This window comes from Virgibacillus sp., assembly GCF_013393565.1.
GTDB classification, from domain to species: domain Bacteria; phylum Bacillota; class Bacilli; order Bacillales; family Amphibacillaceae; genus Virgibacillus; species Virgibacillus dokdonensis.
On the sequence record NZ_JABXHF010000036.1, the window covers coordinates 1 to 17,197 of the forward strand.

The 17,197-nt window shown below is 38.2% G+C and carries 14 protein-coding genes and 1 riboswitch; of the genes, 10 read left to right on the top strand and 4 right to left on the bottom strand.

The window, feature by feature from the left end; all coding sequences use genetic code 11:
- Window positions 1–168: 168 nt before the first annotated feature.
- From prpB to mmgD, 3 genes are read right to left on the bottom strand one after another with little or no spacing between them, the layout of a single operon-like run.
- Window positions 169–1,071 carry a methylisocitrate lyase gene (gene prpB, locus HLX49_RS09310; protein ID WP_296361467.1) on the bottom strand — a complete coding sequence of 301 codons (903 nt, stop codon included), beginning with the start codon at window positions 1,069–1,071 and terminating at the stop codon, window positions 169–171.
- An 18-nt stretch (window positions 1,072–1,089) separates the two neighbouring features.
- Entirely contained in the window at window positions 1,090–2,526 is a 1,437-nt protein-coding gene (locus HLX49_RS09315) for a bifunctional 2-methylcitrate dehydratase/aconitate hydratase (protein WP_077702671.1), read from the bottom strand.
- A gap of 24 nt (window positions 2,527–2,550) precedes the next feature.
- The gene (gene mmgD, locus HLX49_RS09320; RefSeq protein ID WP_077702670.1) at window positions 2,551–3,657 is read right to left on the bottom strand and encodes a citrate synthase; all 1,107 of its coding nucleotides are present in this window, start codon (window positions 3,655–3,657) and stop codon (window positions 2,551–2,553) included.
- A 149-nt stretch (window positions 3,658–3,806) separates the two neighbouring features.
- On the opposite strand from mmgD, the gene HLX49_RS09325 reads away from it, so the two are divergent.
- The 6 genes from HLX49_RS09325 (at window position 3,807) to HLX49_RS09350 (ending at window position 10,230) form a co-directional block, all read left to right on the top strand.
- The gene (locus HLX49_RS09325; protein WP_296361472.1) at window positions 3,807–4,676 is read left to right on the top strand and encodes a LysR family transcriptional regulator; all 870 of its coding nucleotides are present in this window, start codon (window positions 3,807–3,809) and stop codon (window positions 4,674–4,676) included.
- Window positions 4,677–5,031: 355 nt separating this feature from the next.
- Window positions 5,032–5,715 carry a GntR family transcriptional regulator gene (locus tag HLX49_RS09330; RefSeq protein ID WP_296361474.1) on the top strand — a complete coding sequence of 228 codons (684 nt, stop codon included), beginning with the start codon at window positions 5,032–5,034 and terminating at the stop codon, window positions 5,713–5,715.
- Window positions 5,716–5,767: 52 nt separating this feature from the next.
- Window positions 5,768–7,111 carry a gluconate:H+ symporter gene (locus HLX49_RS09335; protein ID WP_077702667.1) on the top strand — a complete coding sequence of 448 codons (1,344 nt, stop codon included), beginning with the start codon at window positions 5,768–5,770 and terminating at the stop codon, window positions 7,109–7,111.
- Between the two features lie 184 nt (window positions 7,112–7,295).
- Window positions 7,296–7,853, top strand: a complete 558-nt coding sequence (locus HLX49_RS09340) for an O-acetyl-ADP-ribose deacetylase (protein ID WP_296361478.1) — start codon at window positions 7,296–7,298, stop codon at window positions 7,851–7,853.
- A gap of 458 nt (window positions 7,854–8,311) precedes the next feature.
- The gene (locus tag HLX49_RS09345; protein ID WP_077702665.1) at window positions 8,312–9,532 is read left to right on the top strand and encodes an MFS transporter; all 1,221 of its coding nucleotides are present in this window, start codon (window positions 8,312–8,314) and stop codon (window positions 9,530–9,532) included.
- Between the two features lie 125 nt (window positions 9,533–9,657).
- Complete coding sequence (locus tag HLX49_RS09350) at window positions 9,658–10,230, top strand: CBO0543 family protein (RefSeq protein WP_296361481.1); 573 nt, start codon at window positions 9,658–9,660, stop codon at window positions 10,228–10,230.
- 350 nt (window positions 10,231–10,580) lie between these two features.
- Here the strand turns inward: HLX49_RS09350 and HLX49_RS09355 are convergent, their stop codons facing one another.
- Entirely contained in the window at window positions 10,581–12,761 is a 2,181-nt protein-coding gene (locus HLX49_RS09355; RefSeq protein WP_101933504.1) for a malate synthase G, read from the bottom strand.
- Window positions 12,762–12,915: 154 nt separating this feature from the next.
- Between HLX49_RS09355 and HLX49_RS09360 the strand changes: the two genes are divergently transcribed.
- The 4 genes from HLX49_RS09360 to HLX49_RS09375 all read left to right on the top strand — a co-directional run bounded on the left by HLX49_RS09360 (window position 12,916) and on the right by HLX49_RS09375 (window position 17,050).
- Window positions 12,916–13,800 (top strand): LysR family transcriptional regulator, encoded by an 885-nt coding sequence (locus tag HLX49_RS09360; protein WP_296361483.1) that lies wholly within the window; start codon window positions 12,916–12,918, stop codon window positions 13,798–13,800.
- Window positions 13,801–14,350: 550 nt separating this feature from the next.
- Complete coding sequence (locus HLX49_RS09365; protein ID WP_073012803.1) at window positions 14,351–14,569, top strand: YuzF family protein; 219 nt, start codon at window positions 14,351–14,353, stop codon at window positions 14,567–14,569.
- A gap of 15 nt (window positions 14,570–14,584) precedes the next feature.
- A complete protein-coding gene (locus tag HLX49_RS09370; protein ID WP_077702661.1) occupies window positions 14,585–15,481 on the top strand; it encodes a manganese catalase family protein in 897 nt (298 codons plus the stop codon).
- A gap of 271 nt (window positions 15,482–15,752) precedes the next feature.
- A riboswitch (SAM riboswitch) is annotated at window positions 15,753–15,854 on the top strand.
- A 95-nt stretch (window positions 15,855–15,949) separates the two neighbouring features.
- Window positions 15,950–17,050 (top strand): methionine biosynthesis PLP-dependent protein, encoded by a 1,101-nt coding sequence (locus tag HLX49_RS09375; protein WP_296361487.1) that lies wholly within the window; start codon window positions 15,950–15,952, stop codon window positions 17,048–17,050.
- The last annotated feature ends 147 nt before the right edge of the window (window positions 17,051–17,197 follow it).

Consider the following 17,197-nt stretch of genomic DNA (forward strand, 5'->3'; position numbering starts at 1 on the left):
GGAGTTTGCGTCCGACTTCCTTCAGCCACTACCTCGCGATAGCCACCTTGTCTTTCGCTAACAGTTCCTACTGCCAAGCCTGTAGTGGACTTTCACCACCAAGTTTTCGTCCATGCAGGGCGCACCTAAAACAGACTCTACTGTTAACACAGTAAAGCCTGTTCTCAATTATTCTCCTAGCACAGTTTTCGCAATATTTTTATCTAACGCTTCAAAGTCATCATATGAAATGGTTTCATATAGTTCTTTTCTCGTTTGCATATCTGTAACACCATTTTTTTGTGTACCTTCTTCTTTAATCAGCTTGAAGATTCGTTCATATGCTTTAGCTGCAACACGTAAAGAAGTTACTGGATAAATCACCATTTTAAAGCCCATACGCTGAAATTCTTCAGCAGTGATATAGGGTGTTTTTCCAAATTCAGTCATATTTGCTAAAAGTGGCGCATTGACCTTCTGAGCAAACACTTGGAACTCTTCATCCGTTTGTAACGCTTCGGGAAAAATCGCTTCTGCTCCAGCAGCTACATACGCATTCGCTCGTTCAATGGCAGCGTCTAACCCTTCATTTGCTCGGGCATCCGTCCGAGCAACGACTACTAGCGAAGGAGCTACTTTTTTAATTGCTTGAATCTTTTGTTCCATCTCATCTTTTGTGACGAGCTGTTTCCCGTTCAAATGACCGCATTTCTTTGGTAGCTGCTGATCTTCTATTTGTACAGCAGCAACATTCGCTTCAAACATCTCCTGGGCTGTCCGAGCTACATTTAACACACCGCCAAAACCCGTGTCAATATCTACTAAAGCTGGTAAGTTCGTAGCCCGAACTAAGTCTCTAGCCCTGTCAGCTACTTCTGTTGATGTTACCATTCCTAAATCTGGTAAGCCTTTACTAGCAGTATACGCCCCCCCAGATAGATACAGCGCATTGAAACCTGTTTGTTTAGCAACGAGCGCTGCCATTGCGTCATGGGCTCCAGGAATTTGTAAAATCACCTCTGCGTATATGAGCTCTTTGAATTGTTCTGCTAACTCTTTTTGTGTTTTCGGTTCATCGACAATCCATGCCATCTTTTGATGTCCTCCTCGTTACTTCGCAAATAATTCCATAAATTCGTTTACATCCATCTCCGCTAACTTACCATAATCATAACTAATGGCTTCAATTTCCTGCAACTGTTTGCTAGCAAATTGTGTCGCCAAATTAGCTGCGTACTTGTCTAATATCTTTGGAATTGCTTCTTCTCTGCGAAAACGATGCCCTAATGGATATTCACGTTCAATTGCTGCTGTTTGCGTGCCATCTTTGAAATGAACTTGAACGGCATTTGCAATGGAACGTTTATTTGGATCTAAATAATCCTCTGTGTATGCTTTATTTTCTGTAACAACCATTTTATCCCGCAACATATCCACTCTTGGGTCAGCAGCAACATCATCCTCATAATCTTCTGCCACAATATTTCCTTTTAATAAACCGATAGCTGTTATATATTGCAAACAATGATCACGGTCAGCTGGATTATACAACGGTCCTTTTTTATCAATAATGCGAATTGCTGATTCATGGGTAGAAATCGTAATGTGATCAATTTCATCTAAGCGGTCCTTTATCTCAGGATGAAGCTCGATCGCCGCTTCTGCTGCTGTTTGGGCATGGAATTCAGCAGGATAAGATACTTTAAAAAGTACATTTTCCATGACATAACTATCTAAAGGCTGTTTTAATACAAGCTCTTGTTTATTAAATAACACATCTTGAAAACCCCAACCTGGAGCACTTAACGCCGTCGCGTAACCCATTTCCCCTTTTAAAGCCATTAACGCTAATCGAACAGCTCGGCTCGTTGCATCACCAGCAGCCCAAGATTTACGAGATCCTGTATTCGGTGCATGACGATACGTTCGTAAACTAGAATTATCAATCCAAGCATTGGATAATGCATGAATAATCTCTTCTTTCGTACCACCAAGCATTTTCGTTACGACAGCCGTTGAGGCGATTTTCACAAATAAAACATGATCAAGTCCGACACGATTCAAGCTGTTCTCTAAAGCAAGAATTCCTTGAATTTCATGTGCCTTAATTGTCATCTCTAATACATCTTTCACCTTAAGCGGCTCTTTTCCGTTCGCTATATTCCGGCGGCTAATAAAATCAGCCACTGCTAAAATAGACCCAAGATTATCAGATGGATGCCCCCACTCTGCAGCAAGCCATGTATCATTATAATCGAGCCAACGAATCATCGCTCCAATACTAAACGCTCCTTGCACAGGGTCTAGTACATGGGAAGTCCCAGGAACGCGCACGCCATTTGGTACTACTGTTCCGGGTACAATCGGCCCAAGATGTTTCGTACATTCTGGATAATTAAGAGCTAATATCCCACAACCTAATGTATCGATTAACACATAATGTGCGGTGGAAAAAGCTTCTTCACTAGTAACTTCTTTATTTAATACATAGTCTGCTATTTCTTCTAATAGTTGATCTGTCTTTCTTTCATCTTTCACTTGTACCATTCATGATCACTCCTTCAATCTAGATTAATAACTTTCTCCAATGTAATGAACACGCGGACGAAAAATGCGATTGTTGTTATGCTGTTCTATGACGTGTGCAACTAATCCCGCTGTACGTGCACTAAAGAAAATCGGCGTATAAAGACCGATTGGAATGCCAAGCATCCAATACACAGGTGCTGCATAATAATCGAGATTAGGATATAAACCTTTTTCCTCTCGCATTACTTTTTCTCCAGCTTCACACATTTCTAATAATGTGTAGTCCCCTTTTTTCTCACATAGTTGCTTTAAAGCGTCTTTCAGCACTAACGCTCTTGGATCCATCTTCTTCATGTACACTCTGTGCCCAAAGCCCATTACTTTTTCTTTATTGATAAGCTTTCTTTGAATTAATTCTTCAAAAGCAGCGGCAGTTTTCACTTCATTTAACATATACATTACCGCTTCATTCGCACCACCATGTAAATTTCCTTTTAAGGAGGCAACTCCCCCTGTCAAGGCTCCATAAAGGTCGGAATTTGTCGAAGCGATAACTCTAGCAGTAAATGTTGAATTTGGCATTTCGTGCTCACTATAAAGTAGTAATGTACGATCAAATATTTCCGCTTCAAACGCTGTTGGTTTCTCCCCTGTAATCATGTATAAAAAATTTGCACTGTAAGAAAGTGTTGGATCCGGTTTGACAACCTCTTGCCCATTAATTAGACGAAAGCTATTTACCGTAATAGCTGGCAACTTGCCTAATAGCTTATATGCTCTACTTTTATTCGCTTCTAAAGAGCGATTATCTATATCTCCATCATATCCAGAAAGCGCTGACAATCCTGTCCGCAATCCATCCATCGGGTGTGTTTGCTTTGGCAATAGAGATAAAATTTGCATCACTTGATCTGGTATATCGTAATTAGAGGTTAACTTCTTTTCAAGAGCCGTTTTTTTAGAAGCAGTTGGTAATTTACCATCTAACAAAAGATGCACAACATCAATATAGTCATTATTTTGCGACAAATCGATTAATTCATGCCCGCGAATAATGATTTTTTCTTGTTCTGTGTCAAGAAATGATATAGCCGTCTCTGCTGCAATAACGCCATCTAAACCAGGGACAAACTGCTGATTCGTACTCATAAACATCCTCCTTAAAATTATTCGTTAATTTTCTTTATTTTCTCTATTTATATTATAGAATTGAATTGAAGATTAGGAAAATATATAATTTTAATTACTAGACATAAATTTTTTCAATATCAAAACACAAGAAAACGGGGTGTTTTTTAATGAGAACGGAAGATTGGGAAATGTTGGCGGAATTATATCGGACGGAAAATATTACACAAGCTGCACAACGGCTGTTTTTATCTCAACCAACCTTAACATCTCGTTTAAAAAAAATGGAAACATATTATGATGTCCAGCTTATCATACGTAAACAGAGAGGGATTACGTTTACACCAGAAGGAGAACAGTTGGCTCTTCACGCACAAAAAATGCTGTATGAACAAAGAAGGATTGAAGAACAGCTTCATAATATGAAAGATCAGTTTGCTGGCACGATTCGAGTCGGCGTATCAAATTTTTTCGCATTGAATAAAATGCCGAAATTATTACGTTTATTTAAGCAAAGTTACCCAGATGTAGAATTTCAGGTAGTCACAGGATGGAGTAGTGAAATGCACCGCCTTATTTTAAATCATGATGTACATATTGGATTTATCAAAGGTGATTATATGTGGAATGAAAATAAACATTTACTATATGAAGAAGAGATTTGTATTGCTTCTCCGTGGGATTTCCAATGGGAGGACCTTCCTCATTTACCTCGTATTGATTACCATACAGATGAGAAAATGAGAAGTATTGTCGATCAATGGTGGTATAGCACCTATAAACAAAATCCAAATATTAATATTCAAGTCAATCAAGTTGAAACATGTAAAGAAATGGTCATTAATGGACTTGGTTATGCCGTTATAGCCAATCTTGTCGTTCGTCCGCACACCGATTTATTCATTAAACCAATTCATTTACCGTCGGGTGAATCCGTGACCAGAAAAACTTGGATGTACTATCATGAAGAAACGTTAAAGCTAAACATTGTAAAAGCATTCGTCCAGTTTATTGAAACGCTTGATGTGAAAGCATTATAGAAACTAGTTGAATCGGGGGTTAAAAACACAAAGAACATGATTTAGAATTAGAACGTGTGAAAGCTTTAAAAACGTCTTAGATACAAAGTGGATTTTGCATGCAAAACCCCACACAGCGATGAGACACTATATAAGCCCTAAAAATTCTGTACTTTTTTATAGTGTGAAGTAAAAAGTAATCTACTTCCTACTTGGCCGGCAGGGTGGATTACTTTTTTGTGTTGGAATTGATTAATCGTTACAAATGATCCTGTCTCTTTAAGAATACGATATTAAAGCCTTTACATATACAGAGCACGTTTGATAGTATACTTGTATACAAGTATACTATCAAACGCGTATAAGGAGGATGAAAATGAATGCGCTTTATCCAGAGCAATGGTTACATAACTTGTCAACGGGAGAGAAAATAGCCGCCGAAGTTCGCATGCAAATTATTTCCAAGAAAATTGAAAGCGATACCATAATTTCTGAAAATAAGCTTGCTAAACAATTTGATACGAGCCGGTCTCCTGTACGAGAAGCTCTAAAAATTCTCGCTTCTGAAGGTTTCACTCAACTTGAAAAGATGGGGGCTGTCATCTTAGACTTTTCAGATAAAGACATTGAAGAGCTTTATGATATAAGAAAAATGATGGAACAATTTGTGCTTGAACGCATCATTCAGTTGGATACGGATGCTCTCGAACAACAGTTAATTAAAATTATCGACATGATGTATATTGCAGTTAAATTTAAAGATGCTGAAAGTTTAACTGCTCACGATTTGGATTTCCATGAAACAATCGTTCGATGTATCAATCATAAGAGAATATTACTAATGTGGTCAAAAATGCGTCCAACTATGGAAAGCTTTATTTTATTGTCAATGAGGCGAAGGTTTAAAGACGCCCCAAAGGATGCTGATAGAATTGTGCAAAATCATAAACTCATGCTGAAATCGATTCAAGATAAGGATAAAGTTTCTATTTCCAAAGCCATTGAAAACAATTTCAACACGCACCATATGCTTGAAAAAGAAAGAAAACATCATCATTAATCTCCTGCAAACTTGAAGATACCTATACTAAACTAGAAAGAAGGAGAAATCTATGCCATTATTTATTGTCGCTTTAGGAATTATCGTACTACTGATACTGATTATGAAATGGAATATACATACCTTTATCTCTTTAATTATCGTTGCTTTTTTGATTGCCTTATCTCTAGGAATGCCTCTTAAAAACATTGTTGCATCTATTGAAAGCGGGATGGGAGGAACGCTAGGAAGTATCGCATTTGTATTTGGATTAGGCGCAATACTTGGTAAGTTAATAGCCAATGCAGGCGGTGCCCAACGGATTGCTATTACACTCATTGAAAAATTTGGCGAAAAACAAATTCAATGGGCAGTCGTTATTGCTTCTTTCATTCTTGGTATAGCATTATTTTTCGAAGTGGGATTAGTATTGCTTATTCCGATTGTGTATCAAATTGCCAAGCAAACAAAGGTTTCTTTCTTATCTCTTGGTCTACCAATGGTGGCAGCATTGTCTGTCACACATGGTTTTTTACCACCACATCCGGGACCAACCGTCATTGCACAAGAATATAATGCAAATATAGGCATGGTTTTACTTTATGGAATCATTGTCGCTATACCAACTACATTCATTTCCGGACCGTTTTTTGCTAGATTTGCAAAAAAATGGGCTCCTTCTGCTTTTGATAAATTAGAAAGCGGTAGCCTAGCAGAAATTGGAGAAGCGAAGCAATTTAAATTAGAAGAAACACCAGGGTTTGGTATTAGCGCATTTACAGCTTTATTTCCAGTTTTATTAATGATGCTATCTACCATAATCTCTTTATTTCAAGGCGATAAATCAGGTTTTATATTTGATTTTTTCTCAATGCTTGGTTCGCCGACGACCGTGATGCTTTTGTCTGTCTTATTAGCCATCTATACGATGGGATTAGCACGTAATATTCCCATGAAAGAGCTAATGAGCGCTGCAGAAAGTTCTATACGCTCTATTGCGATGATGCTATTAATTATTGGTGCAGGTGGAGCTCTAAAACAAGTTTTAATTGATGGTGGCGTTGGCGATTATGTTGCTGTTTTATTTGACGGTAGTTCCATCTCGCCTATTATTTTAGCTTGGTTAATTGCAGCAGTCTTAAGAATTGCTCAGGGGTCAGCTACCGTCGCAGCATTAACGACAGCAGGGCTAGTTATTCCTTTAATGGCAGGGTCAGATGTTAATTTGGCACTAATGGTATTAGCTACAGGAGCTGGTAGTCTTATCGCATCACATGTCAATGATACTGGCTTTTGGATTATTAAAGAGTCCTTTGGTTTAACAATAAAAGAAACATTTTTAACGTGGACGATGTTAGAAACTGTTATCTCTATAAGTGGTCTTATCTTCATCTTACTATTAAACATTTTCGTGTAATAGTTTATTGTCAACGCTTTATAATTTGAAAAACTATGGCCATCGCGAAGTCGCTATGGCGATAAAACGCCTTCATCTACTTATACTTACTTATCATGTAAATGAAGCGATCACTTAGGTGACAATACCGTCTTTTTCAACCAAAATAAAAGTGGAAGTTCTCTATTTAAAGGAGGGAGTTGGGTTGCACATCATAATCGGTGAAAATAGGTTGGAGCTAACCATTGGAGATATAACGAAAGAAGAAACAGAAGCAATCGTTAATGCAGCAAATGGCTCGCTGATGGGTGGCGGTGGTGTTGATGGAGCAATTCATCAAGCAGCAGGACCAGAATTATTGCAAGCTTGTCGAAAGATCCGTAAAGAACAGCTAAAAGGCGAGCCTTTAGGAACTGGAGAAGCTGTCATAACTGCTGGGTATAATTTACCTGCAAGCTATGTAATCCATACGGTAGGACCCATTTGGAATGCCCATCATCCAAATCAAGACAAGCAGTTAGCAAGCTGCTACCGGCAAGCACTCAAACTTGCTAAAGAACTTGATCTATCAAGCATTGCATTTCCATCTATTTCTACTGGTGTATTTCGTTTTCCTATTAAAGCAGCAGCAGAAATAGCTATAAGAGCAATTACGAACTATTTGCAGACAGCTACATTTGGTCAAGTTAAAATGGTTCTCTTTTCCGAAGCTGACTTTCGTGTTTATCAATCTGCTTTGAAAAATATAACTGATTCCCTTTAGCTATTCGAGCATAAGCTAAGTATGAACAAAGGGCACAGGGAGCCCGTTTAGCAACGTAGCGACTGGAACGAATCAACGAATTTAATGGAATCATGCCACTAAAATAGGGGGATGCCGACATCAGGGGGAAAGCCCGTTTTTAGTCAGCCTTCCTCTTAGCGACGAACCGATGATGACTTATCGTAGAGCGATTTCGTGATTCCGCCTAGTTGCTGGATAATGGGGCCGGAAGTGACTTTTTTCTAATTTTCTAGACAACAGGCTTTTATTCCATTCATTGTTTTTGGGATAAAAGCCTCTACAATTATTTACTCTCCTCCCTCTTCTCTATACTTCATCAACTTTAGAAACAATTTCTAGAAAGATTTATAACCTATATGCTCCAACGTATTTTCTGTATAAGAAAATTTGCTTTTGGCATGATAAGAGAAAAAGTGCAATGAATGGAGCATGTAATCATGACAAACCAACCTAAAACATGGAGTATTATTAGCATTGCCTCCATACCACTTGTAATGACACTAGGAAATTCAATGCTTATCCCTGTACTGCCAATTTTTGAAAAAGAAGTAGGTATTACCTCCTTTCAATCAAGTATGGTCATAACAAGCTACTCGATAGCTGCCATTTTTCTTATTCCAGTAGCAGGCTATTTATCGGATCGCTACAGTAGAAAAATCGTTATTTTAATCAGCTTAATTTTCGCTTTTATTGGTGGTTTAATTGCCGGTTTTGCCTCGTGGAAACTAACAGAACCTTTCACATGGATTATTATTGGTCGTATTCTCCAAGGCATAGGAGCAGCCGGGGCCTTCCCTATTGTACTGCCTTTAGTAGGAGATTTATTTAAAGGCGATGATGAGAAAACAAGCGCTTGCTTAGGTATTGTTGAAACATCTAACACGCTCGGAAAAGTACTAAGCCCTATACTCGGCGCACTATTTGCCGCTTTTTTATGGTATATACCTTTTTTCTCTATTTCTGTTTTTAGTATTATTTCTACTGTGCTCATTTATTTTTTTATTAAAGTACCAAAACAAGCAGACGAAGTAGAACCTCTGCGAAAATTTATCCAGAGAACAAAAAACACCTTTAAAACAGAAGGTAAATGGCTATATACCGTTTTTTTAATTGGAATTCATTTCATGCTTATACTATTCGGTGTTTTGTTTTTTCTCTCTGATATCTTTGAAAAACAGCATCAGCTATTTGGAGTGACAAAAGGGTTGGTATTAGCTATTCCATTGTTTGGACTTTGCCTCGCATCGTTTATTACTGGTCGGAAAATAAAGGGTGATTTAGCAACGATGAAACGTGTGTTATTAATTAGTTTGCCTATTGTCGCAGTAACTGTCGTGTTCATTGGCTTTTCAAGTAATAACTTGTATCTATTGTTAAGTGTTTCTTCTATTTTAGGAATTGCTATTGGCGCTGTACTGCCTACATTAGACGCACTGATTACCCAAGGAATTGATAAAGAAGAACGAGGAACGATCACGGCTTTCTATAGTTCTTCACGTTTTATCGGTGTCGCTTTAGGTCCCCCAGTTATATCTTTAGCAATGCGCCACTATATTCATTTCAGTTATATAACCATGGGTATCGTTAGTTTTTTGTTGGTTTTTTTTGTATGGTTTTTTATTCGTGGAGAAGAAGCTATTATTGCAGAAAGCGGATAAAACGAATCTTTAATCAGCTGGAGATAGTTGGGAGTCTTGATTAAAAGAGACTCTTCTCCTTCCCCATACATATTTTTTTTCTATAAACAAATAATAAAAACAGCTTAAATGATAAGGAGCATTCTATGACAGTCAAAGAGGGTTTAGTACAATCAGATGCAGCAGCAGCAAAATTAATTGAAATTAATCGAATAATTACAGATGCCGTGTTCCAAGCTTTTCTATTCTCATGGCAGTGGTGGCTAGGCATTATTTTATTTGTCGTTCCCTGGATACTTTGGGTTATATTTAGAACTAAACATAGCACAGGACGTTTATTAGGTTGCGCCTTTCTAACCATTGCGCTATCTTTAATAATTGATTTAGTCTCATTATCTTATGGATTATGGTCTTATCCTATGAAATTTTCACCCGTCTCACCGATTCTTTTTCTCCCTTATCATTTAGCTTTAGCTCCTGTTGCTGTTATGTTTGTGTTGCAAATCAAACCAAAAGCGAATGCCCTTATTAAAGGGAGTATCTTTGCGGCTATTGCGGCTTTTGGAGGAATGAACCTTTTCAACGCATTAGATTTTTACAATCCAAAAAACTGGTCCACATTTTATGACTTTTTTATCTTTCTATTTCTATTCTTTGCCTCTTATTGGTTATTCCATATTCAAGGCTACGAAAAAATTGCTGCAAGAAAAAATACGTAGATGCAGTTCTTTCATTCCCAGCCAATTTTCTATAGTTAGAAAAGGGGATGCTTTTACTTATACGATAAACCGTAAAATAGGAACAAAGGCTCGGGGCGCCCGGTTAGCAACGTAGCGAGTGGAACGAAGCAACTAAAGTTTTAGGAATCATGGTGAGACGGTGTTGCACGAACCAATGATGACTTATCGTAGGGCGATTCGTGAAGTCGCCTAGTTGCTGGGCGCTGGAGCCGGACGTGGCTAAATAACTTAGTAAGTTTATCCACAGCTGCAAAATTTTATAATTTCCTAGACCATGAAAAAAGGAAAGATAAAAATTCACCTTTCCTCCCTTTATGAAAACCTTTTCTTTATTGTTTTGATAGTAATTCGTTTTGTTTCACTTCAAGACGTCTGCGGTGCAAAATAGGCTCGGTGTATCCATTAGGCTGTTCTTTTCCTTTAAATATAAGGTCACAAGCTGCTTGAAAGGCAATCGAACGATCGAAATTCTGGGCCATCGAACGATAATTTTTATCACCTTCGTTTTGTTTATCTACCATTTTTGCCATTCTTTTTAAGGAATCCATCATTTGTTCTTCTGTGCAAACACCATGATACAACCAATTAGCTAACATTTGACTGGAAATTCGTAACGTTGCTCTATCCTCCATTAAACCAATATGGTGAATATCAGGAACTTTCGAGCATCCTACGCCTTGGTCCACCCAACGAACGACATAGCCAAGCAATGTTTGACAGCTATTATCTAACTCATTTTGTATTTCCTCATGCGACCAATTTGGTTGCTTAGCAATTGGCACTTGCAACATATCAGTCTGATAACTTTGCTTCTCTTTGGCAAGCTGATCTTGAACTGCTTTTACGTCCACTTCATGATAATGCAATGCATGTAATGTCGCTGCTGTTGGCGACGGTACCCAAGCCGTATTCCCACCTGCTGTAAGGTGACTAATTTTTTGTTTAAGCATATCAGCCATTAAATCTGGCATCGCCCACATTCCTTTACCAATTTGCGCCTTCCCTTGTAACCCTGCTTGCAGCCCTGTTTGCACATTATTTTTTTCGTATGCCTGTAACCAAGCCGATGTCTTCATTTCCCCTTTACGAATCATTGGACCGGCTTCCATAGATGTATGAATTTCATCACCTGTTCGATCTAAAAATCCCGTATTAATAAATACGACGCGTTCTTTTACTTGATAAATACAGTTTTTTAAATTTAATGATGTTCTTCGTTCTTCATCCATAACCCCGATTTTAATCGTATATCGTTCTAAATCTAACATATCTTCAATTCGATGAAACAATTCATTCGCAAATGCAACTTCTTTTGAGCCATGCATTTTTGGCTTTACAATATAAATCGAGCCTTCTTGTGAATTTCGATAACGCCCGCTTCCTAATAAATCGTGTTTTGCCATAAGTGAAGTGAACACACCATCCATGATCCCCTCAGGAATTTCCTCTCCGTTTTTCGTGAGAATCACATTCGTTGTCATTAAGTGCCCTACATTTCGCACAAACATCAGCACTCGTCCAGACAATGTAATCGCTTCTCCATTTGGACCTTTATACGTACGATCAGCATGCAACGTTCTGGTGATTTCTTTTTCATCTTTGGTGAATGTAGCGGATAAGTTACCTTTATTTAACCCTAACCAATTTCGGTAAACAAGCGTTTTATCTTCTGCATCCACAGCAGCTACAGAATCCTCACAGTCCATAATTGTCGTTGTCGCTGCTTCTAATACAATATCTTTTACCCCAGCAACATCCGTTTTACCTATTGGATGCGACGGATCTATTTGCACTTCAACGTGTAAACCGTTATGAACGAAAAGAATAGCTGTTGGCAATGCTACATCACCTTGATAACCAACAAATTGCGCCGTATGTTTTAATGCCGTTGTTGCACCATTTTCTAAGCTAATATGCAAATTCCCATCACTTACAAAATACCGAGTCACTTCGGCATGAGACCCTGTTTGCAGTGGGAAATGATCGTTTAAAAATTTTTTTCCAAATTCTATTACCCATTGCCCACGAATGGGATTATATGACGCCCCCTTTTCCGCGCCATCTTCTTCAGAGATCACATCTGAACCGTACAATGCGTCGTAAAGCGACCCCCATCTCGCATTGGCAGCATTTAGCGCATAACGTTCATTATCAATAGGGACAACTAATTGCGGCCCTGCTTGCTTTGTAATCGTATCATCCACATTTTCGGTTGTAATCGTAAAATCATCCACTTCTGGCTCTAGATAGCCAATCTCCTTTAAAAATGACGTATACGCTTCTTGATCTTCAAAATCATTTGTTTGAAGCCAGTCATTTATTCTTTGTTGCATTTTCTCTCTTTCAACTAATAATGCTTTGTTCTTAGGTGCCAAATCGGTAACGAGTTCATCAAAATCTTGCCAAAACTTCTCTTGATTCAATCCCGTGCCTGGTAATGCTTCCTTGTTAACAAATTCATAAAGTTCTGTAGCAATTTGCAGATTGCCTTTCGTTATATACGCTGTCAATGTTATCCCCCTCTGTAATCCTTTATTTACTCTATTGTAATGTTAAAAATCATAAAATTGAAATATCCGTTTTGCATAAGTGTTATTCCTTTTAGCTATTGATTTTAGTATAATAATGAAAAACAGGAATTTAACAAACGGAAGGTCGGATTATATGGACATTCGTCAAGTTGAGTATTTCATTGCTGTAGCCAATAAACAAAATTTCACCAAAGCTGCCTCCACGCTTCACATCTCCCAGCCTTCCTTAAGTAAAGCAATTAAAAATTTAGAAAATCAGCTCGGTGTTACTTTATTTTATCGAGGTGGAAAAAAGATTGAACTGACAGATGCGGGCGCTGCGTTTTTAGGGAACGCCAAACAATTTATCGAAGCTTATGAAAATCTAACAACGGAAATGTATGACGTGGTGCAATTAAAAAAAGGACAAATAAAAATTGGCATCCCTCCCATTATTGGCGCTACTTTTTTTTCAAAATTAATTAGTCAATACAAAGCAGCGCATCCCTCCTTTCATATTGAACTAAACGAAGTGGGTAGTAATTTAATTCAACATGGGGTAAAAGAAGGAGAGTTAGATGTTGGCCTCATTTGTAATCTACCAGTAGAAAAACACCACTTTTCTACAATAAACCTGTTAAAAGACCCTTTAATGGTCGTTGTCCAAAACAATCACCCTCTTGCTTCTGAAAAATCTGTTGCATTGCCAGATTTACAGGATGAACCATTTATTTTATATCAGCAAGATTTCTCTTTACATGACCGGATTGTAGAAGCCTGTCAATATTACGATTTTTCACCAAATGCAGTATGTAAAAGTTCGCAGCGAGACTTTATGATAGAAATGGTGGAGGCAAACTTAGGCATCGCTCTTTTCCCTAGTAAAATTTGCCAACAACTGCTCCATCACGATGTTCAAGCTATTCCTTTCAAACACCCAAGGGTTCATCTTGAGTTGGCACTTATTTGGAAAAAAGATAAATATTTGCCGTATGCCGTGCGTGAATTTGTCACTATGGCAAAAAATTTTACAAATTAAGTTCATTTAGAAAAACTTGGCTTACCGCCAAGCCTTTTAGAGAAAGCCTTAATTTTTCTTATACTATAATCAATAGTAATTCTATGCTTTCCTATAGTGGAACAAAGAAGCAAGTTCCCGTTTAGCAACGGAGATAAAGGTATTATGCCACTAAAACAGGGGTATGCCGATGTCGAGCGGCAAGCCCTGTTTTAGTCGTCCATCCTCTTAGCCACGAACCAATGATGACTTATCGTAGGGCGATTCGTGAAGACGCCTAGTTGCTGAGCCCTGGAGCCAGACGCCGATCCAAGCACCTCATTTTATACTTTCTTATAGTGCAGACCAAATCAATAAAAAAACAGTAGCAATTATAAAACGCTACTGTTTTTTTTATTGGCTTAGGGTGTAGCAACTCGTGGATAATTGTGAACTTCAGCGACTTTTCAATTATGAAGAATTCTATAAAATACGAGATAAGCATTTATTTTCAACTTGTCCAACGAATAACCTGCTTTTTGCCGTCATAGCCTAGTTGTAGTGAGTATCCATCATAAAGGGAGGCTGAAAAATGAACGCACAAACCCCATCATTTACAAGTGCTTTTGACCCTTACGTATACCAAACTTTACAGTCAATAACAGGTGCCACGCTCATTGTACAAACAACACAAGGAACAGTGACAGGTAGCTTAAAAACAGTAATGCCTGACCATATCGTTTTAGAATCGGGCGGATCTTCATTCTATATTCGTATTCAACAAATTGTTTGGGTGATTCCGAAAAGCTAAAGAAGGAGGCTTCTCATGTTTAAGCGTGAAAACCGCATGTTAATTGAACTGCCTGTTCCTGAACACGGCGATCCTAATGCTGCAGCAGCGGTCCAAGAATTATTAGGTGGGAAATTTGGCGAGATGTCTACATTAAATAATTATATGTTTCAATCGTTCAATTTCCGCCAAAAAGATAAGCTTAAACCATTTTACGATCTTGTAGCAAGTATAACAGCTGAAGAGTTCGGCCATGTTGAACTTGTGACGAACACAATTAATCTACTTTCAAAAGGAAACACCTTTTACACGGGAAACCCAGATGTAACCCCGTTACGCGAAGGAAAAGACAGTCGAAATACGTATCAATTTATCGCTACTGCTCAAACAGCACTTGTAGGTGACTCCATGGGTCGAGCATGGACAGGAGATAATGTCTTTAGTAGCGGCAATCTTGTCTTAGATTTACTACACAATTTCTTTCTTGAAGTCGGCGCTCGTACACATAAAATGCGCGTTTACGAAATGACAGAACATGAAACAGCAAGAGAAATGATTGGTTACTTATTAGTTCGTGGAGGTACACATGTGCTAGCCTATGCGAAAGCATTAGAAATCGCAACAGGCGTTGACGTTAAAAAGCTTATCCCGATTCCTGATTTATCGAACACGAAGTTTGATTATGCTCGAAAATTTGAAGAACAAGGATTGGCAAATGTTTTATACACGTGGAATGATGTGGGAGATTATAACGATATCCGACAAATTTGGAAAGGAGACAATCCAGAGAATGGGGAGAAGCTAATCGTCAAGGAAGGAACACCAAAAGGAGGCCCTGTTCCTAATTTAGAAGACCTTCCTGAACAATTTGCACCTGGCATTGATAAAGATGATTATCAAAAAATCGCTAAACGGTTAATGGAAAACATGTAAGTATGATGAACTCCTTGAACACCACGGAGTTCATCATGGAATATTTATGTAGAAACCACATTTAACTGATAGTAGTTCTTAGAAAACTTGGCTTGTCACCAAGCCTTTCGAAAGCCTTTGTTTTTCGTATACGATAAACCAAAAAATTTATACCTTCCTATAGTGCAAAAAAAAATTTTATCGGAAGCCTAAATCGATTAAAAAATCCCCTTGACTTTTATTCATTTTCCTTGTATTCTAATATTCAAACTTTTAAAATTCAATAGACATTTTCTTATCCAGAGAGGTGGAGGGACTGGCCCTTTGATACCTCGGCAACAGACCGCATGCGGTACTGTGCCAATTCCAGAAGCATAGCGCTTGAAGATAAGAAGAAGCTCCTTTTCGACATATTAGGAAACCTCTTCTTATTTCAAGGAGAGGTTTTTTGCATCCTCTCCTTGTAACCATTTTTAAGGAGATGATAAAATGTTACAACAAACGCGTGAAACAAACATGGTGCAACTAGGAAATCGAAGTGATGCTCGCACTGGCGCAGTTAATCCCCCTATTTATTTATCAACTGCATTCAAACATGATGGGATAGGGCAGTCAACCGGGTATGATTATAGCCGTACAAAAAACCCTACCCGATGCCTGTTAGAGGAAGGTGTTGCGCATTTAGAATCTGGTAAGCAAGCCTTTGCTTGTAGTTCAGGCATGGCGGCTATCCAGCTTGTACTTTCCCTTTTTCAAGCTGGTGATGAAATCATTGCTTCAGCAGATATTTACGGGGGAACGTATCGTTTGTTGGAACAGTACAACAAAGCATACCATTTCAAGATCTGCTATGATCCTTTTACCAACTTCAAAGAAACGGAAGCAAACATATCTAACAAAACAAAAGCAATATTTATTGAAACACCGACAAACCCTTTAATGCAGGAAATAGATATTGCCTCCATCGCTCACCTTACTAAAAAATATAATCTATTACTTATTGTTGACAACACCTTCCTTACGCCATATTTGCAACGCCCTTTAGAACTTGGCGCTAATATTATTCTACATAGTGCAACAAAGTATATCGGCGGGCACAATGATGTATTGGCTGGCATAGTAGTTGCTAACAATGAACCGATTTGTGAACAACTCGCTATGATGCATAATGCATCTGGGGCAGTGCTTTCTCCATTTGATTGTTGGCTGTTAATTAGAGGGTTAAAAACGCTTTCCTTGCGTATGGAAAAGCATGAAACAAATGCCCGAGAATTAGCCCATTTTTTAAGCAACCACCAAGCAATAAAAGAGGTGCTTTATCCTGGCAAAGGTGGTATGTTATCTTTTCGTTTACACGATAGCAAGTGGGTAGACCCTTTTTTACAGCAAATGCAACTGATTACCTTCGCCGAAAGTCTAGGCGGTGTGGAAAGCTTTATCACGTATCCAGCGACACAAACACATGCGGATATTCCCCTTAATGAACGTACCAAGCGTGGCATTGATGACTGTTTATTACGCTTTTCGGTCGGAATAGAGCATGTGAATGATTTAAAACATGATTTGCAGAACGCATTACAGGCATTTTAAATTTGGGCTTGCCGGAACTTTATAATAAAAGTTGTATTTTTATGAAAAAAACATCATAGAAAATGAAATGTTGGCTCTCATCCACTACTAGACGCAGAAGTTTCTAATCTATAAAATATTTTCGAAATAGGTTGACATTTATTTTTT